This is a genomic window from Bacillus sp. RB3 (genome assembly GCF_030164735.1).
Classification (GTDB): Bacteria; Bacillota; Bacilli; order Bacillales; family Bacillaceae_G; genus Bacillus_A; species Bacillus_A cereus.
Genome location: NZ_JASNGE010000017.1, coordinates 26,850 through 49,920, shown reverse-complemented (window position 1 = coordinate 49,920; position 23,071 = coordinate 26,850). Strand labels below are relative to the sequence as shown.

The following is a 23,071-nucleotide window of genomic DNA, read 5'->3' as shown; positions in this document are numbered from 1 at the left end:
ATGATGGAGAAGGCGTAACTATTTGTAGTTACGTCTTTTTTGTTTGTAAACAAGTGATAATGGGAATTATATTAGTGTTTTTAATGTGCCTATCATATATATGCTTCTACTGGGAGTATCGAAAAAAGGGTAGTTTATTTATTTGGTTTATACGAGGAAATAATATAAAAAAGTCGAATATTAAAATGATGCGAAATAATAAAAAGAAGGTACACATATGGATAGGAAATTAGGAATGTTTTTGAATACAAAATATATTGAAGTAAACGAAGGAATACAAAAAGCAAGGGAATGGGATTTAGAATATATTCAATTATATGCTATGAATCCGACTTTCAACTTAGCTAACATCTCAAAGATACAATGGAATACATTAAAAGAAAACTTATCTTTTAATGAGATTCAAGTCCCGTCATTAGCAATTAGCTTCGGAGAAAATGGAATAATAGGAACTGAAGCTGAATGTGTAATAGAGAGTTTTAAATATATTACTGATAAAGGGTTAAGGTTAGGAGCTAACATAGTAACAGCCCATATTGGGAAAATCCCTGATGATGAAAATAGTGAGTACTATGATAAAATGCTACGTGTTTGTAATGAAATAGGGGACTTAGCGTTCAGATTTGGAGGATTCTTCGCCATTGAGACGGGATCTGAAAAAGCAATAGTATTAAAACGATTTTTAGAAACTGCAAACTCGAAAGGACTAGCTGTTAACTTTGACCCAGCAAATTTAATAAGTGATGTAAATGAAAATCCGGGAGAAGGTTTATTACTATTAAAAGATTATATAGTACAAACTCATATTAAAGATTGTAAAGAAGTGAAAAGTGATCGTTCAACTAAGTATATAGAAGTCGCAGCAGGGAATGGTGAAGTAGATTTCGATATATTCTTCAAAGTATTAGATAAAATTGGATTCGACGGATATAACATGATTGAAAGAAATGATTATTTTGATGAACTGGATGGGATGAGTCAGTCGATAAATTTTGCAAAGAAGTACATACCAACTCAAAAGGAATAACGATAGTATTTGTAGAAAGCTACATAGAATATAAAAACCATTAGGGGGAAATGTAATGATCCATAAAGTAGGACAAATTATGTTATATGTAAATAATCAAGATGAGGCAGTAAATTTTTGGACGGAGAAGGTAGGGTTTCATGTAGTTGCAGAGGAAGATAATAAGCAAGGAATGAGATGGATTGAAATCGCTCCGAAAAGCGGTGCGGAAACGAGCATTATATTACATAATAAAGAAGTTATTTCGAAAATGAGCCCAGAATTGAATCTTGGTACACCGTCTTTAATGTTCTTCTCAGAAAATCTTGATCAACTATATACAGATTTAACAAATAAAAATGTTACTGTTGGAGAAATGGTAACTATGCCTTCTGGTAAAGTGTTTAACTTTGCTGATAGCGAAGGGAATTATTTTGCGGTTATGGAGAAGAACCAATAATAATATTGCTATGTGAAAATCCCCCTCAAATATATTTGAGGGGGATTAAATTTTTGAAGTGGATTTTTCATTAGAGAGTTGTTTAATAAAAAATACTCCTTTTTCAATAGCTGTCTCAATATAGCCAACGATTTGATCAAACGTAAATACTTGTAAGTCTTCATGCAAATGTTGCTTTGGATACAACATATCTTCAAAAAGATACTTTCGAAAAGCTAAAACGTTTTCTTTAGAAACCTCTTCAATATCCACAATGTGAGCCTCTTGATTGAGAAGAGAGAAAAGCTGTTGTTCTTGATCGTAATGATGAAGCAACTTTGCATTTAACAATTTAAAATCGTTATAGTACAGGGGTGCGATAGTTTCGTCATTCTCTATTCTATTTTTTAGCCAAGGTAGAAAAAATCCACTTAGCCAATTATCATCGGCAATGAGGTGGGTATAATAGCCTAAAATAAATGGGGAATCTATATGTGATTCATATTTATGAAAAAATGAATCATAATCTATTCTTCTCGTATAGTTCTTCGTTGTACCGGCATAAAAATGTGAGGTTCCTTTTTCTTTTTTTGAATGAACAGCATCAGGGGCTACAGCTCCAAGTAAGAAAGAAGTCTTATCGTGAATTGATAGTTTCTCAGCAATACCACTAGCGATAATAACATGCATAATTCGTGATCCCATGAATGCCACCTCTGTTTCCAGTATTCATTTCAGGAAGAGGACTAAACAGTTAGTATTACTTTCCCTGTACTTTTTCTACTTTCGACCCATTCATGTGCTTTCCCTGCATTTTGAAGTGGAAAAGATTTCGTAGCCTTAATTTGTAAACGTCCGTCACGCAAATAACGGAAAACTTCATTTGCAGTTTCTTGGAGCAGTTCAGGACGCTTTTTTCGTGTGGTTCCAAAGCTAAAACCGAGTATAGAGCGGCAACTTGCATGTAAATCTTTCGTTTGAAAGTTACCAATTTCACCGCTAGCATTACCGAAATGAACGAGGCGACCGTAATAAGCAAGGCAGTTTAAACTTCTTTCAGAAACCGTTCCAGAAATAGAGTCTAAAATTACATCAACCCCTTCACCATTTGTCAGTTCATTGACTTTCTCTACAAAATCTTCATCTTGATGACAAATAACATAATCAGCTCCAGCATCTAAAGCAATTTCTTTTTTTGCTTCACTTCCGACAGTGCCTATAACTGTTCCAGCCTCTAATAGTTTAGCAAGTTGAATAGCAGTAGTGCCAATTCCGCCAGCAGCCGCATGAATGAGTAGAGATTCACCTTGTTGAAGCCTTGCAACATTTGCGAGTAAATTATAGCTTGTAAAAGATACGATTGGACAAGCGGCTGCAGTTTGAAAGTCAACTTCATGGGGTAATACGAAAGTAAGATTTTCATTTGCAACAACGTATTCTGCGTAAGATCCATTTTGAGGAAAAGCAATGACACGTTGTCCAGGGTGAATATTTTTCACATGAGAACCGACACGTTCTACAATACCAGTGGCATCTATACCTGGAATAAAAGGTAGTGCTTTATTTCCTTTTTTACCATAACGTGATTTAATATCAGCGAAATTTACACTAGTAGCAACAACGCGAATTAAAACTTGATCTTCTGAAATAGACGGTATATCCAAATCTGTATATTTCATCACTTCAGGACCACCGAACGACGTTACAACGATAGCTTTCATCATATATCCTCCTAAATTTGACTATATAAATTATTTTAAATCTTTATCAGAAATTGGAAAAATATATAATAGTTATGTGTGGTTATAAGTGAAGCTTATGAACTCAATGAATCATAATATTAATTTATATAAAAAAACTTTAAAAAAATCGAACGAAATATGAATTACCTGCCAATATATAGTGTAAGACAAAGGAGGGCTGGAATATGAAGGGTGAAATAGATTACGCACATTTAATCCAATTAACTTTATCAGGAAATAAAGAAGCATATAGCAAGTTGTATGATAAAACGATTCAAGAAATATATAAAACAGCACATTTTTTAATAGAGGATAAAACGGATGTAGATGATGTCGTTCAAGAAATATACATACAACTATATGAATCGCTTCGTAAGTATGATAGCGAGAAGCCATTTCGTCCTTGGCTAATTGGACTTGCGATTAAACAAATTCACTCTTATAGAAGAAAGAGGTGGATACGACTACGAATTATAAAAAAAGCAGAAGAGCAAAGAAAGTCAGTACAAATTGATTTTTCTAACGATGTTGTAAGTAAAATATCAAACCAAAAACTAATTGAACTCATTCATAAATTACCGTATAAATTGAAACAAGTTATTATCTTAAGATACTTACATGATTATTCACAAGAAGAAGTAGCACAAATATTACATATTCCAATTGGTACTGTGAAATCTAGAATTCATGCGGCATTAAAGAAACTACGTCAAAAAGAGCAAGTAGAAGAAATCTTTTTAGGAGAGGTAGGGAATGTGAAATGAGTTTAGATTGTAGAGTTAGAGAATCTATACAAGAAGAATCGAAGGGAATTGTTGCCCCGCCGGAGTTAAAAGAAAAAGTAATTGTTCAGATTAAAATGAATCGCGGAGGGAACAAAAGGAAGAAGCGTCTTATTGCAGGAGTGCTTGCAGCAGCTCTTTTAATCCCGACGACTGGTTTTGCGTATCAATCTATTATGGCGGATGGTATATACGGATCTTTCGAGAATTTAAAAAAACATGCCGGAACGATGACATTAGAGGCGTATATGCGTTTTAGTGCAAAATTATCAGAGGCGAAAGATGAAATGGGTACGAAGGAATATGAAGAGTTTACAAAAGAACTAAAAAAATTAACAAATGCAAAACTTACGTACGGAGATTCGAACGGTAATATTGATTATGATCAATTATTACCGGCTAAAAAAGAGGAATTGAAAAAGGTGGTAATGGAGCTTCATCCGTATTTTGATAAATTAAATGGCCATAAGTCTAGTAAAGAGGTATTAACTCCTGAAGAGTATGAACAATATATGGAAGCATTAATGTCATATCAAACCGTTTTAGTAAAAACGAAATCGAGTGGGGGGATAACAATAGAAGAAGTACCTGAAGCGTACAAAGAAAGATTTATTAAAGCAGAGCAGTTTATGGAATATGTAAATGAAAAGGTGCAATAATTAGAAAAGCTCATAGCCTTAGCTTTGAGCTTTTTTATTGAAACAAAAAAGAGTGTTCAATTATACTTTTTCATATTTGCATTATCTTTTTGTATAAAACAATCTAAAAGGGAATAACCAGCTATTAAACTAATTATCGTAACAAAAGTTGTATTTATTAGAATAATATTAACTAAATAAGGTAGGTATTCTGCAAGTGGTGAAAAGAGTAGTGCTGGGGAAAAGGAAATGAATAGTGTAGGTACTGTAATAGCAATAAATTTATCCGGTTGAAAGCTCCAGTTTTGTTTACTTGTTTCGCGATTAATAGATTGAAGGAATCGTAATAAAATGCCAACTATAAGAGGGAAGAGTGTAAAGTAGAATAATCTTGGATAAACGTTAAAGTTCACTTGCGTGTCTGTATCTAAATAAAATTGAATTTTTACTCCTACAAATAATAATAAGACGATAAATAATGTAAAGCAGAGGTATAGCATCACTTTTTGCATTATATTCCACCATCCTTTACTCAAAATATATTCAAAAAAAGAAGAGATATACAATAACTACTGTTGTATATCTCTTCTTTTACTGTTAGTTAATAGTGGAGTTTGCTTTTTCTTGCTTCGTGAAATAATCAATAATGCCCATTGCGCTAATTTCTATATCTAGATGTAAAATGTTGTAAACAGAATGATCTGATGGAACGTTTAACTTTGTAAGATGAGAAGATATTTTATCCATTAACAAAGTTTGTAAAGCTTTAGTTGCTTCATCGAAATCATTATACTTTTCAAAGACTTCCTTACCAGTATGAACGAAAATAGGTAGCCAATATTCCAGTTGATTATATACTTCTGTAACATGAGAGGATGCGCCGTAATGACCGAAATAAATAGTATCTACATTCATACTTTGAATGTGATTTTTAGAAGTAATCATCGCATCTGGTTGGAATTGTGAAGGGGACGTTGATGGTAGATATAATTCTACATCAACGTCTGCGAGTTCTCTATAATAAATTCCAATTGTATCGCCAGTAAAAATCCCGTTTGTTAATGAATCATGAATGCTAATATGGTGCTTCGCATGTCCTGGTGTATCATAAAATGTAAGGGTGCGGTCTTTTGCAATTTTTAACGTATCACCATGTTGTACAATATGAACACGTTCTTCTTCAATTGGAAGAATTGGATCGAAGAGTTTATCGAAATCTTCTTTGTAGACAGCTTTTGCACCCGAAATAAGTTTTGTTGGATCAATCATATGACGAGCACCACGAGAATGCACATATAACGTAGCATTTGGGCACTTTTCCATCATTAAACCAGCAGCCCCTGCGTGATCTAAATGAACGTGTGTAACGATAATGTTTTTAACTGCGTTTAAATCAATATGTAATTGTTGTAAGCCTTCTAAAATATACGGAAGAGAAGGGGCTGCACAAGTTTCAATTAAAGTAATATCGTCACCTAATAAAACGTACGTACCAGTTCGTTCATTATGTTGTAAATCGAAATCATCAATCAGATATAGGTGAGAAGATAATTGCTCTACTTTTTTCATATTTACCACTCCTTATATACTGCATGTTTCTATTATACGCTAAAATAGAAAAAAGGCAGAAAACGAAGCTCGTCTTCTGCCTTTTTGTAATATTATTATTTCGTTTGTTGTTTATTAATAGACATAATGAACAGTCCAACAATCCCGCCTACTAATGGAAGCATAATTTCTCCTGCTAAATTAAAGTAGGAGCTTAAGAATAAACCATTTACATCGATTACCCAGCCAGTAACATACAATAACATCATATATAGTACGAAATAAAACTCGCGATTTGAAATCGTTTCATGTTGTGCAGTTTTCATAATGGACACCATCCTTTTCTTTTATAATGGAATATAAACTGTCACATTTTGTTCATATTTCAATTGTAAAACTTTCCATCATAAAAGTCTAGTAGTATGTGTCGAATTTTGAACGGAAATAAAGCGCTATCATTATATCTTATAAGTACGTAATAAGAGATGTATATTCACGAATGTAGTATAGTATAAACATAGAATGATAGTGAAGAGAGGGGCAAAGATAATGACAGTTTATGATTTTTCAGCTAAAACAATTACCGGTGAAGAAAAATCGTTAAAAGATTACGAAGGAAAAGCACTTCTTATTGTAAATGTAGCTAGTAAATGTGGTTTCACACCGCAATATAAAGGATTACAAGAGGTGTATGATAAATATAAAGACCAAGGACTTGAAATACTCGGATTCCCTTGTAACCAATTCGGAGGACAAGAACCAGGTACAGAAGCGGACATTACTAGTTTTTGTGAATTAAACTACGGTGTAAACTTCCCAATGTTTGCAAAGGTTGATGTGAAAGGTGATAAGGCTCATCCTTTATATACATACATGACAGAACAAGCACCAGGTTTACTCGGTATGAAAGCAGTGAAATGGAATTTTACGAAGTTTTTAATTGGAAAAGACGGGAAAGTAGTAGGGCGTTTTGCGCCGCAGACGAAGCCGGTAGATTTAGAGGTTGAGATTGAGAAGGTACTTGGAGAATAATTAGGAGTTTCACTTTATTAAAAAACGTCTCAAAGAACAATGTAGTTCTTTGAGACGTTTTCTTTAAACTCACATTTTCAAGATTAAATTACTGTATCAAAGCCATCTGATTTAGGTAGAGAAGCTGCTTTTTTCATAAGCACTTCCCATAAGTGTACGGATTTCTTCCATTCTGCTGCAGCCTGCCCCTGTTTATACATAGCATTCTCATAACTGGCAGTAAGTTGTTGCATATCGGCCGAGTTGTAAAGTGTATCGATATGGAGAGCGTATTCTCGGAATGTTTGACTTTCACCCCGTGGCATGCCAATTCTCGCAAATTGTTTTAAAAGTGCACCGTAAGCTTTTTGATAAACAGCATCATCTTTTCGGTATTTATAGAAATGAATAATAAGAAATGTCCTCCATATCATTCTAGTGGTGAAGAGAATGTATCCCATAATACTAATTAGTATCGTAGAGAGGAATACGTACCACCAAGAAAAACTAGTTTGAGAATTTGTGACCTTTTTAGTAGAAGCTTCTTCTGTATTTTCTATTAAACTTTTAAGTTTTGCTTCATTATTTCGTTGTTGTATTTGCGTGTTATTAGAATTATTTGCTTCGCTATTTTGTGAAATAGGAGCAGGCGTATTATTTATAAAATTATAGGGATTAGTAAATCCTTTTGTTGGTTCGAATGGAATCCATCCGTATCCTGGGAAATATACTTCGACCCAAGAGTGTGCGTTATCGTTCGTGATTGTATAAACATCCTCACCTTCTGCAGAGGCAAGTGTATTGTCAAGAGTTCCTTCTGTATAGCCTTTTACCCAGCGAGCAGGAATCCCGGCAGAACGAAGTAGTACAATCATAGACGTCGAAAAATTATTACAGTAGCCGCTTTTTGTATCGAAAAGGAATTGATCTACATAATCTTGGCTTTTGGCAGGGAATAAGACATTCGTTGATTCGTATGTAAAAGAGTTGTCTGTAAAGTAATTTTCAATAGCTAATACTTTATCATATCGGTTGTCTTTATCATTTGTAAGATTGACAGCCAAGTCTTTTACGCGCTGTGGTAATGACTTGGGAAGTTGTGTGTACTTTGTCATAAAATAAGGATTTGTTTCTTGACCTTCATTTGTTTTTACAGCTTTCAAGTTTTCTATGGAAAACTCAGGGATCTCATATGTTACTTTATACGAATGTAAAGTAGTAGAAGAGTCTCCATTCATTGTATAAATTTTTTCTGAAAACGGGTCAACACTGTATGATACATCAGAAGCAGCCTCAACTGATACTAATCCTGCTGGATAGGTAAGGTGAGGGTAACTTTTTTGCATGGTAATTGTTGCCTCAGTCGTTTTCGTTTTTGTATTTTGTTCGTACCAGCTTACGACGTCGTTTTTATTTTTAAAAGAAATCTTTTTCGGATTTTCAGAAATTTCCCAGCCTTTTCCTGTATAAAAATCTTTTGTTTCTACTCTCCAATATTGTTTGTTTTGCGTTCGTGCTGTGAAAACAATTGTAGGATCCGCCTTAAAAGGACCGCCTAATCGCGAGTCATCTAAACCATACCCAATTGTAGAAACTTTTTGTTCTTTACTTGCTTCAGATGTGTTGAATTTTAAAAAATCCATTGGGTTTGGCCATTGAGGGCCAAATTTTGGAGCAAAGTATGCAATGGTTGCTAATAATACGATAAATATTGTAAGTGGTCTAAGTAATTTTGAGATTTCTCTAGCATAATTTTGTAAGTGTTCACGTTCTTTTATTCGTTCTACTTGAAGAAGACTAAGCATAAAAAAGCCGATGACAACAGTACGAATAATAGCGTAGTTTGCATTGTATAAATGTAAGTTATGAAAAGTTGCGATATAAATAATAGTCAATACAAGGAATAGAAACCCACGTTTTTTATGAATAATCCAAAATGAAGTGAAAGAACTCAAAAACCAAAATGAGAGAAAAAATAAAACCGTCGGAAAAACTGGAGAAATATCTAGTAAATTCCTTTGGAAAAACAGGGAGGAATTTCGAAACATATCAGAAAAGAATGTTGTTAGCCAAGATGGATTTATAAAAGCATTTTTATAATATAGGGAATGAATGATAAATAAGACTGTGACAATTTTTATAGGAATCTGCCACCTCGTTTGAAAAAAAGAGAGAGCGAAGCAAATTCCTATAAATGTTACGAAAATATCTAATCTACCTACATTTGTAATACCTATAAGAGGTCTTAGCCATTCTAGTAAAAGAAGAAATACACATGCATGCATGAAGAATCTGTTCGTATCCCACTTGTATTTTGCTTGTAATATCATCATTTGCTCACCTCAAAAAACACGTTTGTATACCGGTTTTCATAAACCGTGTTTACAAATATTTGTCGTTTTTTTAGAGTTTCTAGTATACTGAGTTCTCGGTGTGAAAGTTGATTCGCTTTTTCTTTCACGACAAAAACCATACATTTTCTATTTCTTATAGCAGCACAATCAGCCGCCTTTTGAATATCGGGAGAAAGATTACTGGTCACGAGTATAACCGTGACGGGCTCATAAATTTTTCTTAGTTCCATGTCTACACACTGGGAGAGCGGAAATACACTGTCTGCTTGTACTTTTGCTAAATGACAAAGGATTTGTTGTAACTGCGTATCTCCATTGTCTAAAGGGAAAATAGTTTGTTCTTTTCCGATAGACACGAATGATGCTGGTGAATTTTGTTTCAAGACAGCCCTTACGATAGAGGCAGTAAATGTGACGACTGATTCGAATAGAGGAGACTCGGTTCTGTCTATGAATATCATGATATTATGGCTGCGCTGTTGTTCAAACTCTTTTGTCATAATATTGTTTGTTCGTGCAGTTGCTTTCCAATCGATCCATGAAAAGCGATCGCCAGGTTTATAGTCTCTGACACCGACCGAGATTGTAGAGTCTTTTGCTGAATTTATATTTGCTGAAAGCGCTCCTTGTTCGAAATGATTTTCCAATTGTCGATACGCTATATCTACATACTGGGGATAGACTAAAAATGTATCTGGAACTGAAAAAGTTACTTCTTTCTCCATCATGCCGAATAAATCGCCAGTTTTGACACGAACGCTTGAAAAAGTGTGCTCGCCTCTAGGGATTGTGTCAATAACATATTGAAACGAAATATTTCGTTTCAATCCTGGGAAGAGTACTACCTTATTCATCTTTATTTGTTTACAACTTATAAATTGTGGTGGCAGTTCATCTTCTATAACTAAATAAAGTAAGGGAAAAGGAAATTTTCTTTTTATTGTAATCGTGCTTACAAATTGTTCTCCTACTACATATCCATTTTGGTTTGTTATTCGCTTTACTTCAGCGTCCCGTAAAGCGTAGAAGGGGAGTAGTAGTGAATAAAGAGCAATGGGAATTATGCTGTAAAATAAAAACCAACTTACAAACCCTCCTTGAAACATAGCGTACACAAATGTTAAGACTAGGCATAAAGGGAGTAGCAATAACTTCATAACGTGATATAGCGCTCGCAGCATTCGTTTCATCAAGGGTTCATCGTCCTTTGAGTAGGCACGGTAGTTCGTGCAACGATTTTTGCGATAACTTGTTCGCCAGTTATTCCTTCAAATTTTGCTTCCATTTTTATAATGAGTCTATGTGCTAAAACGTAAGGGGCTAAAAGTTTAACATCGTCTGGAATAACATAATTCCTGCCATGGATAAATGCATAAGCTTGTGAAGCTTTCATTAAAGCAATCGAACCACGTGGACTTACACCTAACTGTATAGAACTGTACGTACGAGTCTGATTAACAAGCTTTACAATGTAATGCTTAATTGCTTTGTCCATACTTACTACCCGTACGCTTTGTTGTAAATAAAGTAATTCTTCTATTGTAGTAATGGTCTGTAATTGAGAGAGTGGATTTGTTTTTTTCATCCGGTTTAAAATTTCAAATTCTTCCTCTGGTGTAGGATATCCCATTTTTAGTTTCAATAAGAAACGATCGAGCTGAGCTTCTGGTAGAGAATATGTTCCTTCATATTCGACCGGATTTTGTGTAGCCATGACAAAGAACGGCTTTGGTAAAGGCTTTGTAATGCCATCTATTGTAATATTGCCTTCTTCCATACATTCAAGTAAAGCAGATTGTGTCTTTGGAGATGTACGATTAATTTCATCAGCAAGTACAAAATTCCCCATAATTGGTCCAGGCTTGAACTCAAATTGGAGCTCTTTCGGATTATAAATAGAAACTCCTGTTACATCTGACGGCAATAAATCAGGTGTAAATTGAATTCGCTTATAATCAGCATCAATGGATTTAGAAAGAGCACGTACTAGCATTGTTTTCCCGACACCAGGAACATCTTCTAATAGCACATGACCTTCAGCTAAGAGAGCTGTCAAAACTAAGATGGTTTCTTTTCGTTTTCCGACCATTATTTTTTCAATATTATTGATTATTTTTTCTACAGTGGGATGTAATGAATCAAGCTGGGGCATCGTAATCCTCCTAATGTTATTATCGTTTTCTAATCAATTTAGTGGACATATTTCTAATTCTATATGTAGACAGTAAAGGTCTACCTTAAATTCTGAGAATATTCAGATTATTTATTTCGATTACATCTAGTATAATTGTTTCCGTAACTAAGGGCAATACAGTAAATAATGATTTGTAGTTTTATGTAAAATCAGACTCGATATAAAATAATAACATTGGGAAAAATTTTTTTACATACAATTTATACTCTTTTCCTTATAGCAGTTTTGAAATAATATCAAAACTCTTTTTCTTTTGCAAAATAGTCGATACCTCAAAATACCATTCTCCTAATAATCACGATTAACCATAACCTTCACAACGGAACAAAAGGTTTTCTCACAAACTTATTCTCTAATAAATTTTTGACAATCTCTTGAACTGTGCGAAATGTCACATCTGTATTTTACAACCTCTCTTATAGTAAGGGTATGTAAGAGAGACGTATTAAAGGAGTGAACAGTATGAAGAAAAAAACTTCAGCACTAATGAGACGTTTAAAATATTTTTCACCAATAGATCGTTATAACGATAATCATACACAAGAAACATATGAAGATCGCGAATGGGAAAATGTGTACAGAAAGCGTTGGCAGCATGATAAAGTAATTCGTTCTACACACGGCGTGAACTGTACTGGTTCATGTAGCTGGAATATATATGTGAAAGATGGAATTGTAACTTGGGAAGGGCAGGAGCTTAACTATCCGACTACAGGTCCTGATATGCCAGATTTTGAACCGCGAGGATGCCCACGTGGAGCAAGTTTTTCTTGGTACATTTATAGTCCACTTCGTGTGAAATACCCGTATGTACGTGGTGTTCTTTGGAATATGTGGCAAGAAGAATTGCAAAATAACGAGTCACCATTAGAGGCTTGGAAAAGCATTGTGGAAAACCGTGAAAAGGCACGTACGTATAAGCAGGCGCGTGGTAAAGGGGGATTCATTCGTGCGAATTGGGATGAAGTATTACAACTCGTTTCAGCCTCTCTACTTTATACAGTAATTAAATACGGGCCAGATCGAAATGTTGGCTTTTCACCAATTCCAGCTATGTCGATGTTAAGTCATGCTGCTGGTAGTCGCTTTATGCAACTTATGGGTGGACCGATGCTTAGCTTCTATGATTGGTATGCGGATTTACCACCAGCTTCTCCTCAAATTTGGGGCGATCAAACAGATGTACCGGAAAGTAGTGACTGGTATAACTCTGGGTACATTATGACATGGGGTTCAAATGTACCAATGACGAGAACACCAGATGCACACTTTTTAGCAGAGGTTCGATATAAAGGAACGAAAGTCGTTTCTGTCAGTCCTGATTTCGCTGAATCAACAAAGTTTGCGGATGATTGGATTAGTGTGAAACAAGGTACAGACGGTGCACTTGCGATGGCAATGGGGCATGTAATCTTACAAGAATTTTACGTAGATAATCAAGTGGAATATTTCACAAAGTATGCGAAGCAATATACTGATTTTCCTTTCTTTGTCACATTGAAACAAAAAGGAGATCAATTCGTTGCTGATCGGTTCTTAAATGCTTCTGATATTGGACGAGAAACGAAGTTAGGGGAATGGAAACCTGTTCTTTGGAACGAGAATACGAATGATTTTGCAACACCTCACGGCACAATGGGGTCACGTTGGGATAATGAAAAGAAATGGAACTTGCGTTTAGAAGATGAAGAAACAGGTGAAAAGATTGATCCACGTCTTTCTTTACTTGGAATGGAGGATAGTGTTCAAACTGTACAAATTCCGTACTTCTCTGATGATGGAAACAAAATATTAGAACGTACGATTCCAGTGAAAAAGGTTATGACAGAAGAGGGCGAATTGTTCGTTACAACTGTATACGACTTAACGTTAGCAAATTACGGTGTGAACCGCGGGCTTGGCGGACAAGAACCGAAAGACTTCAATGATGACATACCGTTTACACCTGCATGGCAAGAGAAAATGACAGGAGTAAAACGTGAGCTTATTATTCAAATCGCTCGTGAGTTCGCACAAAATGCTGTTGATACGAATGGTCGCTCAATGATAATTGTCGGAGCGGGTATTAACCATTGGTTTAACTCTGATACGATTTATCGCGCCGTTTTAAATCTTGTTCTTCTCGTTGGAGCACAAGGTGTAAACGGCGGTGGTTGGGCTCATTATGTTGGTCAAGAAAAATTAAGACCAGCAGAAGGATGGCAAACAATCGCGATGGCAAAAGATTGGCAAGGTCCACCGAAATTACAAAACGGTACATCCTTCTTCTATTTCGTAACAGATCAATGGCGTTATGAAGATACACCTGTTGGACATTTAGCATCACCAGTTGAAGGTAACTCTCGTTATCAACATCACGGTGATTACAACGTATTAGCTGCACGACTTGGCTGGTTACCTTCTTATCCAACATTCGAGAAAAATGGAATTGAATTATATAAAGAGGCTGTTGCTGCTGGTGCAACAACGCAAGAAGAAATCGGAAAATATGTTGCACAAAAATTAAAAGAAAAAGAACTGAAATTTGCGATTGAAGATCCAGATAACAATAACAACTTCCCGCGCAATTTATTCGTATGGCGTGCGAATTTAATTTCGAGTTCTGGTAAAGGACATGAATATTTCTTAAAACATTTATTAGGTACAACAAACGGGTTAATGAATGACGACAGTGATTCATTACGACCAGAAGAAATAAAGTGGCATGAAGAAGCGCCAGAAGGGAAGCTTGATTTACTCATTAATTTAGATTTCCGTATGGCTGGAACAGCACTGTATTCTGATATCGTCTTACCTGCTTCAACTTGGTACGAAAAACACGATTTAAGCAGTACAGATATGCATCCATTTGTACATCCATTTAATCCGGCAATCGGTTCACCGTGGGAAGCGCGCTCTGACTGGGATATTTTCACTTCACTTTCTAAAGCTGTGTCAGATTTAGCGAAGAAAATTGATCTTGAACCAATGAAAGAAGTTGTTGCAACACCACTTCTTCATGATACACCGCAAGAATTAGCGCAACCACTTGGCAAGATTAAAGATTGGAGTAAAGGTGAATGTGAACCAATCCCGGGTAAAACGATGCCACAAATTCACGTTGTTGAAAGGGATTATAAAACGATTTATGACAAAATGACTGCGCTTGGACCAAATGCCGGAAAACAACCGATTGGTACGAAAGGGATCTCTTGGTCAGCAGAAAAAGAGTATGAGCAATTAAAGAGCAAATTAGGAGTCGTTCGAACGGATTCTATCGCGAAAGGTTGTCCAGACATCAAAGAAGCAATCAATGCTGCTGAAGCGGTATTAACACTATCTTCTACAACAAACGGTCATATGGCAGTAAAAGCATGGGAAGCACTTGAAAAACAAACAGATTTAAAACTACGTGATTTAGCAGAAGAACGTGAAGAAGAATGCTTTACATTCGAACAAATTACAGCACAACCGAAAACCGTAATTACTTCTCCGGCCTTTACAGGTTCAGAAAAAGGTGGACGACGTTACTCACCGTTTACAACAAATGTGGAACGTCTCATCCCTTGGAGAACGATAACTGGTCGACAATCTTTCTACTTAGACCATGACATGATGAAAGAATTTGGTGAAACGATGGCAACATTTAAACCAATTCTGCAACATAAACCGTTCCGTAAATCACGACCTGAAGTAGAAGGGAAAGAAATTACATTAAACTATTTAACACCGCATAATAAGTGGTCGATTCATAGTATGTACTTCGATTCATTACCGATGTTAACGCTATTTAGAGGTGGTCCAACTGTTTGGATGAATAAAGAGGACGCTGCTGAAGCGGGTGTTGCAGATAATGATTGGATTGAGTGCTTTAATCGTAACGGTGTTGTTGTAGCGCGTGCTGTTGTAACGCACCGTATACCGAGAGGAATGGCATTTATGCATCATGCGCAAGATCGTCACATTAACGTACCTGGTACGAAATTAACAAGTAATCGCGGGGGAACGCATAATAGTCCAACTCGAATTCACGTAAAACCGACACATATGATTGGTGGATATGGTCAATTAAGTTATGGATTTAACTATTATGGTCCAACTGGGAACCAGCGTGATTTAAATGTTGTAATCCGTAAACTGAAGGAGGTAGATTGGCTTGAAGATTAAAGCACAAGTCGGAATGGTAATGAACCTAGATAAATGCATCGGCTGTCATACTTGTAGCGTAACATGCAAAAACACCTGGACAAATCGTCCAGGTGCTGAATATATGTATTTCAATAACGTAGAAACGAAACCAGGTATTGGTTATCCGAAACAATGGGAAGATCAGGAGAAATATAAAGGCGGCTGGGAATTGAAAAATGGTGAAATTCAGCTAAAATCCGGTTCGAAAATGAAACGTCTTATGAATATTTTCCACAATCCAGATCAACCAACGATTGATGATTACTTTGAACCTTGGAACTATGATTATGAAACGTTAACAAATAGTCCGCAGCGTAAGCATCAGCCAGTTGCTCGTCCGAAATCAGCAATTACAGGCGAATTTATCGACAAAATTGAATGGGGTCCAAACTGGGAAGATGACTTAGCAGGCGGACATATAACTGGATTGCAAGATCCAAACGTAAAGAAAATGGAAGAAGAAATTAAAACAGATTTTGAAAACGTCTTTATGATGTATTTACCACGCATATGTGAACATTGTATGAATCCATCTTGCGTATCATCTTGTCCATCTGGTGCGATGTATAAGCGTGAAGAAGATGGAATTGTTCTTGTAGATCAAAATGCATGTCGCGCATGGAGATTCTGCGTATCATCTTGTCCATATAAAAAAGTGTATTTTAACTGGCAAACGAATAAAGCTGAAAAATGTACAATGTGCTTCCCACGTATTGAAGCTGGTATGCCAACAATTTGTTCAGAAACATGTGTAGGACGTATCAGGTATATTGGAGTAATGCTATATGACGCTGATAAAGTAAAAGAAGCAGCTTCTGTTGAAGACGAAAAAGATTTATATGAATCGCAGCTTACTGTTTTCCTAGATCCAAATGATCCAGAAATAGCAGCTGAAGCGAAAAAACAAGGCATTCCTGAAGAATGGATTAAAGCAGCACAACAGTCACCTATCTATAAAATGATTATCGATTGGAAAATTGCTCTGCCTCTTCACCCGGAGTATCGTACAATGCCGATGGTTTGGTATATCCCTCCGCTTAGCCCAATTATGAACATGGTGGAAGGGAAAGGTAGTAACTGGCAAGCAGAAGAGGTTTTCCCTGCAATTGATAATATGCGTATTCCAATTCAATATTTAGCGAATTTACTCACTACAGGGGATGAATCACACATTCGTCTTACATTGAAAAAAATGGCTGTTATGCGAACATATATGAGAGCACTGCAAATTAATAAAGAGCCAAATGAAGCTGTATTAAAAGAACTTGGTTTAACGAAACAGGATGTAGAAGATATGTATCGTCTTCTTGCCATTGCGAAATATAAAGATCGCTTCGTTATCCCGACATCTCACCGTGAACAAGTGGCAGATTTATATAGCGAACAAGGAAGCTGTGGTTTATCATTCACAGGTGGTCCAGGCTCTTGTATGACAATTTCTTAAATAAAGGGGGCAGAAAATTATGAGACAAAGTTTACAAACAGCTTTTTCTTGTTCTTCTTTTCTTCTCTCCTATCCTGAACTAGGGTGGAGAGAAGCTGTAACTGAATTGCAAGAAGAGGTTGAAACAATAGAACAGGAAGACGTTAAAGCGTCACTTACAGCCTTTATAAAGCAAGCGCTAGATAAAACGAATGATCAACTCATTGATAGTTACGTATATACATTCGATTTTGGTAAGAAAACAAATATGTATCTTACTTATATGAACACTGGTGAACAAAGAGAAAGAGGTATTGAATTACTGGAGTTAAAACAGCATTATAAAAAATCTGGTTTTGAAGTAACAGATAAAGAATTACCTGATTATTTACCGCTATTGCTTGAGTTCTTTGCAAATGCAAATGAGATAGACAGTGAACCAATTATGAGTAAATACACGGAGAATATACAAGCGTTACACGTTCAATTAAAAGAAGCAGACAGTATGTATGAACCAATTCTTGCGGCTGTTCTACTCGCTATCGAAACATGGGGTGTACAGACAAATTAGAAAGGAGAGTTGTTAAAATGATGGATCAATTTCTATGGGTATTGTTTCCCTATATCATTTTTGCAATCTTTATCGGTGGACATATTTTTAGATACAACTATGATCAATTTGGATGGACATCAAAATCTAGTGAACTATTAGAAAAGAAAATGCTCCGACTCGGAAGTCTATTATTTCACTTTGGGATCATGTTCGTAATTGGCGGTCATGTTATGGGGATTTTAATTCCAGAAGCTGTATACCGTTCAGTAGGTATTTCTGAGCATGTGTACCATGTAGTAGCAATTAGTTTCGGACTTCCGGCAGGTGTTGCTTCTATTATCGGTTTAATTATATTAACGTACCGCCGCGTAACTGTAAAACGTATCATTGCAACGAGTACAAAGGGAGATTATATTGCGCTTATTTTATTACTTATCGTAATGCTAGCAGGACTTTCTTCAACATTTTTAAATATCGATTCAAAAGGATTTGATTATCGTACAACGATTGGCCCTTGGTTCCGAAGTCTCTTTATTTTCCAACCGAAAGTTGAATATATGATGGAAGTACCAATATGGTTTAAAATTCACATTCTCGCAGGGATGGGGCTTTTCGCAGTGTGGCCATTTACAAGACTTGTACATGTATTTAGTGCCCCAATTAAATATGTAAGCCGTAGTTATGTGATTTACAGAAGACGTATTCCTAATGAGTTGAAAAAATAATACTGCTGTAAACGGATAGGAGCTAATGGTTAAAACGAAACGAGGTCTAATATGGAAGGCCTCGTTTTTGTTTACATAGGCAATAAACGTTAATAAGTAGTTTAAATTGAAAAAAGATTAGCATCTAAATAAGATGCTAATCAATGCTACAAACAGAAGCAGAGCAATCTTCACAAGCAATTTCACATTTTAAAAATTGTAAATCGTGGATTGTAATCTTTCCTTTATGAATTGAAATTGTACCTTGCTTTTTTAATTCATTTAACATTCGATTTACACTTTCACGTGAAGTTGCACAGAAATTAGCGAGTTCTTGATTCGTTAATGGTAAATCGATGAGAATACCATTTTCTTTTAATACACCGTAACTATTTGTCATTCGTATAAGAGTAGAGTACAGGGCACCTTTTTTGCCGTGTAATACTAAATCTCGGAACTTCGTTTGCATTCTTCTTAAATGTTCACTAATCCATTTCATAAATTCAAATACAAGAGCGGGTTTTTGGAGTAATGCTTTTTCTAACGCTTCACGTTTTATTACACCTACTTCAACATCTTCAAGACATTTTGAGTTTAATAAATATTTTGCATTATCCGTGAACAATGTTAATTCTCCAATAATGTCATATTTCGAACAAATTCGAAGTGTTAATTCTTGTCCGTCAGCACTAAGTTTACTAATTTGTACTTTCCCTGAGTGAATGATATAGAGTTCTGTTGCCTCCATACCTTCTTGAAAAATAAAACTACCTTTTTTTATCTGCATTTTATATTCAACAGATGCAAGTAATTCTTTTAAATCTTGAGATAATGTCATACTGTTTGCCACAGTGATCACCTTTCTTCTTATAAGCAATACATTTCCTATTTTGAGTGTAAGTATGATGAAAATGCAAGAGCTATTTAAAAATAAATTGAAATTTCAATGACCGTAAGGAGGAGTGGCTAAAGATGTGAACAAAATGCGAACGGATTTGTGAAAATTTTTTGAATGGGGAAAGTGATGTGAGAAAAGTCACATTGAATATGTAGCTTCTTTTTTATAATGAAGGCAAATAAAAAAATGAAAGCTTACTAAGGATTGCAGCAGAAAAGAAGGGATAGAGATGCACGAGAATATGAAAGATTCTTTAAAGCGGCCACTTCAAGATTTACGCATTTCAGTTATTGATCGTTGTAATTTTAGGTGCATATATTGTATGCCTGCTGAAGTGTTCGGACCTGATTATGCTTTTTTACAGGAAGAGTGTTTATTAACATTTAATGAAATAGAAAGGTTAGCGAGATTATTTATAAGTATGGGAGTTAATAAAATTAGGCTTACTGGCGGTGAACCTTTATTGCGTAAAGACTTACCGAAGTTAATTGTAAGACTTACAAATCTAGAAGGCTTAAAAGATATTGGACTTACAACAAACGGAATTCATTTAGCAAAACAAGCTAAGGCGCTAAAAGACGCGGGATTAAAACGTGTAAATATTAGTTTAGATGCGATAGAGGACCATGTCTTCAAAAAAATTAACGGAAGAAATGTAAGTACAAAACCTGTACTGAAAGGAATAGAAGCAGCAAATGCTGCTGGATTAGAAGTAAAGGTAAATATGGTCGTAAAAAAAGGGATGAATGATAGTCAAATTCTTCATATGGCGCGTTATTTTAAAGAAAAAGAAATTCAGCTCCGTTTCATTGAGTTTATGGATGTAGGCAGTACAAACGGATGGAATTTTGAAGAAGTCATTACGAAGGAACAATTAATAGAGAAAATTAATCGTGTATATCCAATTGAGCCCGCTCAGCCTCGTTATTTTGGAGAGGTTGCGAAATTGTATCGATATGTAGGGAGTAATGCAGAAGTTGGATTTATTACTTCTGTTTCTGAGTCATTTTGTTCTTCTTGTACGAGAGCTCGTATTTCGGCAGACGGCAAGTTTTTCACATGCCTATTTGGAGCGAAAGGAACGGATTTGCGAACGCTTCTTCGAGAAAATATTTCTGATGCATCACTATTAAAAATTTTAAATGATACATGGCGATATAGAACAGATCGATATTCAGATGAAAGAACGGTTGAGAATACAAGTAAACGTCCAAAAGTTGAAATGTCTTACATTGGTGGATAGTGAAAGGAGGATTTCTTATGCAAGAGCGTTATTCAAGACAAGTGTTGTTTTCTGGAATTGGTGAAATGGGACAAAGAAAAATAAGAGAAAAGCATGTGCTCCTAATCGGTGCGGGTGCGCTAGGAGCTGCGAATGCAGAAGCACTTGCTAGGATGGGAATTGGGAAATTGACAATTGCTGATCGTGACTACGTCGAATGGAGTAATTTACAGCGGCAGCAGTTATATACAGAAGAAGATGCGCAGCAGTGTAAACTAAAAGCAATTGCAGCAGCAGAACATGTAAGAAAGATTAATTCTGAAGTGGAAATTGTACCAGTTGTAACAGATGTCACAATGCGAGAAATAGAAGAGTTAACAAAAGATGTGGATCTCATATTAGATGCGACTGACAATTTCGATACGCGTCTACTTATAAATGACATTTCACAAAAAGAAAATATACCTTGGATATATGGCGGATGTATTGGGAGTTACGGTGTAACGTATACAATTCTTCCTGGGAAAACACCATGTTTTCGCTGTCTAATGGATCATCCTATGGGCGGTGCAACATGCGATACAGCCGGAATCATTCAGCCAGCTGTACAAATGGTCGTTGCTCACCAAGTTACAGAGGCGATGAAAATATTGGTGGGTGATTATGAATCATTAAGAGGGACGATGTTGTCATTTGATATTTGGAACAATCAATATCTCTCATTAAAAGTAAATAGACAGAAGAAAAGTACATGTCCTTCTTGTGGGAAATCACGAACGTATCCAAGCTTAATATTTGAAGCGCAAATGAAAACGGAAGTGTTATGCGGACGGAATACAGTTCAAATCCGTTCAGGAATAAAGAGAAATCTTAATTTAACCGAAATTCAAAAACGATTACAAAAAAGTGTACATGTCAAAAAAACGCCTTACTTACTATCATTTCTAGTTGATGAATATCGTTTTGTTTTATTTATAGACGGTAGGGCATTTATTCATGGGACAAATGATGTGAAAATAGCAAAACGATTATACGCCAAATATATAGGATGAACAGAAAAATCGTTTTTTCCTTATTAAAACGAGGTGAAAAAGAATGTTAGATAAACGTATACCAATTCCAGTAGCAGAAGCAGTTGCTCGTGTAATGAAATATGCCTGCCAAGGTGAAATGGAAAAGGTTTCTCTTATAGAAAGCTACGGTAGAACACTTGGAGAAGATGTTATTGCAGATCATGATGTTCCGCATTTTGATCGCTCTCCATACGACGGGTTTGCGATTCGAGCGGAAGATACAAAAGAAGCGAGTAGTAGTAACCCCATTCAATTTGAAGTAATTGGCGAAATTGGAGCAGGCTTTGTTTTTACAGAAGAAGTGAAAGAATTTCAAGCTGTCCGTATTATGACAGGTGCCGCAATTCCGGAAGGGTGTAATGCGGTTGTTATGTTAGAGCTAACGGAAGGATTTGAAGAAAACGAAAAGATTTATATGGTATTAAAACGCTCTTTCTCTTCTGGCGATAACATTTCTTTTAAAGGGGAAGATGTAAACCAAAATAGCATCCTTGTGAAAAAAGGGACTGTTATTAATCCTGGAGTAGCAGCGCTTCTTGCTACGTTTGGTTATAGTTCCGTACATGTTATAAAACAGCCGGTTATTGGAATTGTAACAACAGGAAGCGAACTGCTTGAAGTACATGAACAATTAAAGCTAGGGAAGATTCGAAATAGTAACTCTTATATGATTGCTGCTCAAATTGAACGAGCCGGCGGAGTTGTACAGTATTATGGGCAATTCGCTGACGATTTAGAGACGTGTTATAACACTGTAAAAAAAGCGATGAAAGAAGTCGATATTTTAATTACAACTGGTGGCGTTTCGGTAGGAGATTATGACTATTTACCTGCTATTCATAAGAGGTTACAAGCTAATATACTTTTTAACAAAATAGCGATGCGACCAGGAAGTGTGACAACTGTAGCTGAGGTAGAAGGAAAACTACTATTTGGTTTATCTGGTAATCCTTCTGCTTGTTATGTCGGATGTGAGTTATATGTTCGACCAGTCATTGGAACATATTTGCATAGGAAAGATCCACACATTTATCGTGCAGAAGCAATTTTACAAAAAGACTTTTCGAAAGCAAATCCGTTTACTCGTTTTGTAAGAGGGAGAGTGGAATTTGTAGATGGTCAATTACAAGTTACACCAGTTGGTTTAGATAAATCTAGCGCAATTTCTTCACTTGCAGAAGCGAATGCATTTATCGTTTTGCCGGGGGGAACGAGAGGATTTGAAGCCGGAATAATCGTTTCGGTACTGTTATTAGAATCAAACGTCGGAAGTGAGTGGCCGTGGGATGAACCGCTTCGATCATATAAATAATAGAA

21 protein-coding genes are annotated in these 23,071 nt (G+C 35.8%); 12 read left to right on the top strand and 9 right to left on the bottom strand.

The annotated features are described in order from the left end of the window. Window positions 1-217 precede the first annotated feature (217 nt). Window positions 218-1,027, top strand: coding sequence for a sugar phosphate isomerase/epimerase family protein (locus QO049_RS20390; RefSeq protein ID WP_000375221.1), 810 nt, complete (start codon window positions 218-220; stop codon window positions 1,025-1,027). A 55-nt stretch (window positions 1,028-1,082) separates the two neighbouring features. After that, window positions 1,083-1,466 (top strand): VOC family protein, encoded by a 384-nt coding sequence (locus tag QO049_RS20385; RefSeq protein WP_000581467.1) that lies wholly within the window; start codon window positions 1,083-1,085, stop codon window positions 1,464-1,466. Between the two features lie 45 nt (window positions 1,467-1,511). Here the strand turns inward: QO049_RS20385 and QO049_RS20380 are convergent, their stop codons facing one another. Both QO049_RS20380 and QO049_RS20375 read right to left on the bottom strand, forming a co-directional pair. After that, window positions 1,512-2,150 carry a zinc dependent phospholipase C family protein gene (locus tag QO049_RS20380; protein WP_000535630.1) on the bottom strand — a complete coding sequence of 213 codons (639 nt, stop codon included), beginning with the start codon at window positions 2,148-2,150 and terminating at the stop codon, window positions 1,512-1,514. 41 nt (window positions 2,151-2,191) lie between these two features. After that, window positions 2,192-3,166 (bottom strand): quinone oxidoreductase family protein, encoded by a 975-nt coding sequence (locus QO049_RS20375; RefSeq protein ID WP_284489414.1) that lies wholly within the window; start codon window positions 3,164-3,166, stop codon window positions 2,192-2,194. Window positions 3,167-3,372: 206 nt separating this feature from the next. Between QO049_RS20375 and QO049_RS20370 the strand changes: the two genes are divergently transcribed. Together QO049_RS20370 and QO049_RS20365 are read left to right on the top strand one after the other, a co-directional pair. Next, the gene (locus QO049_RS20370) at window positions 3,373-3,951 is read left to right on the top strand and encodes a sigma-70 family RNA polymerase sigma factor (RefSeq protein WP_061655337.1); all 579 of its coding nucleotides are present in this window, start codon (window positions 3,373-3,375) and stop codon (window positions 3,949-3,951) included. After that, window positions 3,948-4,628, top strand: coding sequence for a DUF3600 domain-containing protein (locus tag QO049_RS20365; protein WP_061655336.1), 681 nt, complete (start codon window positions 3,948-3,950; stop codon window positions 4,626-4,628). Before QO049_RS20370 ends, QO049_RS20365 begins: the two co-directional genes overlap by 4 nt. Window positions 4,629-4,684: 56 nt before the next feature. Here QO049_RS20365 and QO049_RS20360 read toward each other — a convergent pair whose 3' ends face one another. From QO049_RS20360 to QO049_RS20350, 3 genes are all read right to left on the bottom strand, one after another. Further along, window positions 4,685-5,119 (bottom strand): hypothetical protein, encoded by a 435-nt coding sequence (locus tag QO049_RS20360; protein ID WP_001174543.1) that lies wholly within the window; start codon window positions 5,117-5,119, stop codon window positions 4,685-4,687. Between the two features lie 85 nt (window positions 5,120-5,204). Beyond that, a complete protein-coding gene (locus QO049_RS20355) occupies window positions 5,205-6,176 on the bottom strand; it encodes an MBL fold metallo-hydrolase (RefSeq protein ID WP_097861836.1) in 972 nt (323 codons plus the stop codon). Window positions 6,177-6,271: 95 nt separating this feature from the next. Then, on the bottom strand, window positions 6,272-6,481 hold the full coding sequence (locus QO049_RS20350) for a DUF3925 domain-containing protein (RefSeq protein ID WP_000844984.1): 210 nt from the start codon (window positions 6,479-6,481) through the stop codon (window positions 6,272-6,274). A 223-nt stretch (window positions 6,482-6,704) separates the two neighbouring features. Between QO049_RS20350 and bsaA the strand changes: the two genes are divergently transcribed. Then, the gene (bsaA, locus tag QO049_RS20345; protein ID WP_000219434.1) at window positions 6,705-7,187 is read left to right on the top strand and encodes a glutathione peroxidase; all 483 of its coding nucleotides are present in this window, start codon (window positions 6,705-6,707) and stop codon (window positions 7,185-7,187) included. Window positions 7,188-7,270: 83 nt separating this feature from the next. Here bsaA and QO049_RS20340 read toward each other — a convergent pair whose 3' ends face one another. Genes QO049_RS20340 through QO049_RS20330 form a run of 3 tightly spaced genes read right to left on the bottom strand, consistent with a single transcriptional unit; the run spans window position 7,271 to window position 11,672 of the window. Next, on the bottom strand, window positions 7,271-9,499 hold the full coding sequence (locus QO049_RS20340; protein ID WP_246962607.1) for a transglutaminase TgpA family protein: 2,229 nt from the start codon (window positions 9,497-9,499) through the stop codon (window positions 7,271-7,273). Continuing rightward, window positions 9,496-10,710, bottom strand: a complete 1,215-nt coding sequence (locus tag QO049_RS20335) for a DUF58 domain-containing protein (RefSeq protein WP_097861834.1) — start codon at window positions 10,708-10,710, stop codon at window positions 9,496-9,498. The genes QO049_RS20340 and QO049_RS20335 overlap by 4 nt, the downstream gene beginning before the upstream one ends. Then, window positions 10,710-11,672 (bottom strand): AAA family ATPase, encoded by a 963-nt coding sequence (locus QO049_RS20330; RefSeq protein ID WP_246962611.1) that lies wholly within the window; start codon window positions 11,670-11,672, stop codon window positions 10,710-10,712. Before QO049_RS20330 ends, QO049_RS20335 begins: the two co-directional genes overlap by 1 nt. A gap of 504 nt (window positions 11,673-12,176) precedes the next feature. Between QO049_RS20330 and QO049_RS20325 the strand changes: the two genes are divergently transcribed. From QO049_RS20325 to narI, 4 genes are read left to right on the top strand one after another with little or no spacing between them, the layout of a single operon-like run. Continuing rightward, complete coding sequence (locus QO049_RS20325) at window positions 12,177-15,860, top strand: nitrate reductase subunit alpha (protein WP_000730780.1); 3,684 nt, start codon at window positions 12,177-12,179, stop codon at window positions 15,858-15,860. Continuing rightward, entirely contained in the window at window positions 15,850-17,325 is a 1,476-nt protein-coding gene (gene narH, locus QO049_RS20320) for a nitrate reductase subunit beta (RefSeq protein WP_000692665.1), read from the top strand. Before QO049_RS20325 ends, narH begins: the two co-directional genes overlap by 11 nt. A 19-nt stretch (window positions 17,326-17,344) precedes the next feature. Next, a complete protein-coding gene (gene narJ, locus QO049_RS20315) occupies window positions 17,345-17,875 on the top strand; it encodes a nitrate reductase molybdenum cofactor assembly chaperone (RefSeq protein ID WP_001249923.1) in 531 nt (176 codons plus the stop codon). A 17-nt stretch (window positions 17,876-17,892) separates the two neighbouring features. Continuing rightward, complete coding sequence (narI, locus tag QO049_RS20310; RefSeq protein WP_000969223.1) at window positions 17,893-18,582, top strand: respiratory nitrate reductase subunit gamma; 690 nt, start codon at window positions 17,893-17,895, stop codon at window positions 18,580-18,582. Between the two features lie 136 nt (window positions 18,583-18,718). On the opposite strand, the gene QO049_RS20305 is transcribed toward narI, so the two are convergent. Further along, entirely contained in the window at window positions 18,719-19,411 is a 693-nt protein-coding gene (locus QO049_RS20305; protein WP_284489413.1) for a Crp/Fnr family transcriptional regulator, read from the bottom strand. Window positions 19,412-19,688: 277 nt separating this feature from the next. Here QO049_RS20305 and moaA point away from each other — a divergent pair, with 277 nt between their 5' ends. Genes moaA through QO049_RS20290 form a run of 3 tightly spaced genes read left to right on the top strand, consistent with a single transcriptional unit; the run spans window position 19,689 to window position 23,066 of the window. Further along, window positions 19,689-20,702: a GTP 3',8-cyclase MoaA gene (gene moaA / locus QO049_RS20300; RefSeq protein WP_098283106.1), complete on the top strand. Its 1,014-nt coding sequence runs from the start codon at window positions 19,689-19,691 to the stop codon at window positions 20,700-20,702. A 17-nt stretch (window positions 20,703-20,719) separates the two neighbouring features. Beyond that, window positions 20,720-21,733: a molybdopterin-synthase adenylyltransferase MoeB gene (locus tag QO049_RS20295; RefSeq protein WP_001158126.1), complete on the top strand. Its 1,014-nt coding sequence runs from the start codon at window positions 20,720-20,722 to the stop codon at window positions 21,731-21,733. A 43-nt stretch (window positions 21,734-21,776) separates the two neighbouring features. Further along, entirely contained in the window at window positions 21,777-23,066 is a 1,290-nt protein-coding gene (locus QO049_RS20290; RefSeq protein WP_284489412.1) for a molybdopterin molybdotransferase MoeA, read from the top strand. The last annotated feature ends 5 nt before the right edge of the window (window positions 23,067-23,071 follow it).

Bases quoted from the DNA above. Each gene is read 5' to 3' on its own strand.
- QO049_RS20365 (WP_061655336.1), top strand. From the start codon at position 3,948: ATGAGTTTAGATTGTAGAGTTAGAGAATCTATACAAGAAGAATCGAAG.
- moaA (WP_098283106.1), top strand. From the start codon at position 19,689: ATGCACGAGAATATGAAAGATTCTTTAAAGCGGCCACTTCAAGATTTA.
- QO049_RS20370 (WP_061655337.1), top strand. From the start codon at position 3,373: ATGAAGGGTGAAATAGATTACGCACATTTAATCCAATTAACTTTATCA.
- QO049_RS20360 (WP_001174543.1), bottom strand. From the start codon at position 5,119: ATGCAAAAAGTGATGCTATACCTCTGCTTTACATTATTTATCGTCTTA.
- QO049_RS20295 (WP_001158126.1), top strand. From the start codon at position 20,720: ATGCAAGAGCGTTATTCAAGACAAGTGTTGTTTTCTGGAATTGGTGAA.
- QO049_RS20290 (WP_284489412.1), top strand. From the start codon at position 21,777: ATGTTAGATAAACGTATACCAATTCCAGTAGCAGAAGCAGTTGCTCGT.
- bsaA (WP_000219434.1), top strand. From the start codon at position 6,705: ATGACAGTTTATGATTTTTCAGCTAAAACAATTACCGGTGAAGAAAAA.
- QO049_RS20325 (WP_000730780.1), top strand. From the start codon at position 12,177: ATGAAGAAAAAAACTTCAGCACTAATGAGACGTTTAAAATATTTTTCA.
- QO049_RS20355 (WP_097861836.1), bottom strand. From the start codon at position 6,176: ATGAAAAAAGTAGAGCAATTATCTTCTCACCTATATCTGATTGATGAT.
- QO049_RS20385 (WP_000581467.1), top strand. From the start codon at position 1,083: ATGATCCATAAAGTAGGACAAATTATGTTATATGTAAATAATCAAGAT.
- narJ (WP_001249923.1), top strand. From the start codon at position 17,345: ATGAGACAAAGTTTACAAACAGCTTTTTCTTGTTCTTCTTTTCTTCTC.
- narI (WP_000969223.1), top strand. From the start codon at position 17,893: ATGATGGATCAATTTCTATGGGTATTGTTTCCCTATATCATTTTTGCA.
- QO049_RS20380 (WP_000535630.1), bottom strand. From the start codon at position 2,150: ATGGGATCACGAATTATGCATGTTATTATCGCTAGTGGTATTGCTGAG.
- QO049_RS20390 (WP_000375221.1), top strand. From the start codon at position 218: ATGGATAGGAAATTAGGAATGTTTTTGAATACAAAATATATTGAAGTA.
- QO049_RS20340 (WP_246962607.1), bottom strand. From the start codon at position 9,499: ATGATGATATTACAAGCAAAATACAAGTGGGATACGAACAGATTCTTC.
- QO049_RS20350 (WP_000844984.1), bottom strand. From the start codon at position 6,481: ATGAAAACTGCACAACATGAAACGATTTCAAATCGCGAGTTTTATTTC.
- QO049_RS20330 (WP_246962611.1), bottom strand. From the start codon at position 11,672: ATGCCCCAGCTTGATTCATTACATCCCACTGTAGAAAAAATAATCAAT.
- QO049_RS20335 (WP_097861834.1), bottom strand. From the start codon at position 10,710: ATGAAACGAATGCTGCGAGCGCTATATCACGTTATGAAGTTATTGCTA.
- QO049_RS20375 (WP_284489414.1), bottom strand. From the start codon at position 3,166: ATGAAAGCTATCGTTGTAACGTCGTTCGGTGGTCCTGAAGTGATGAAA.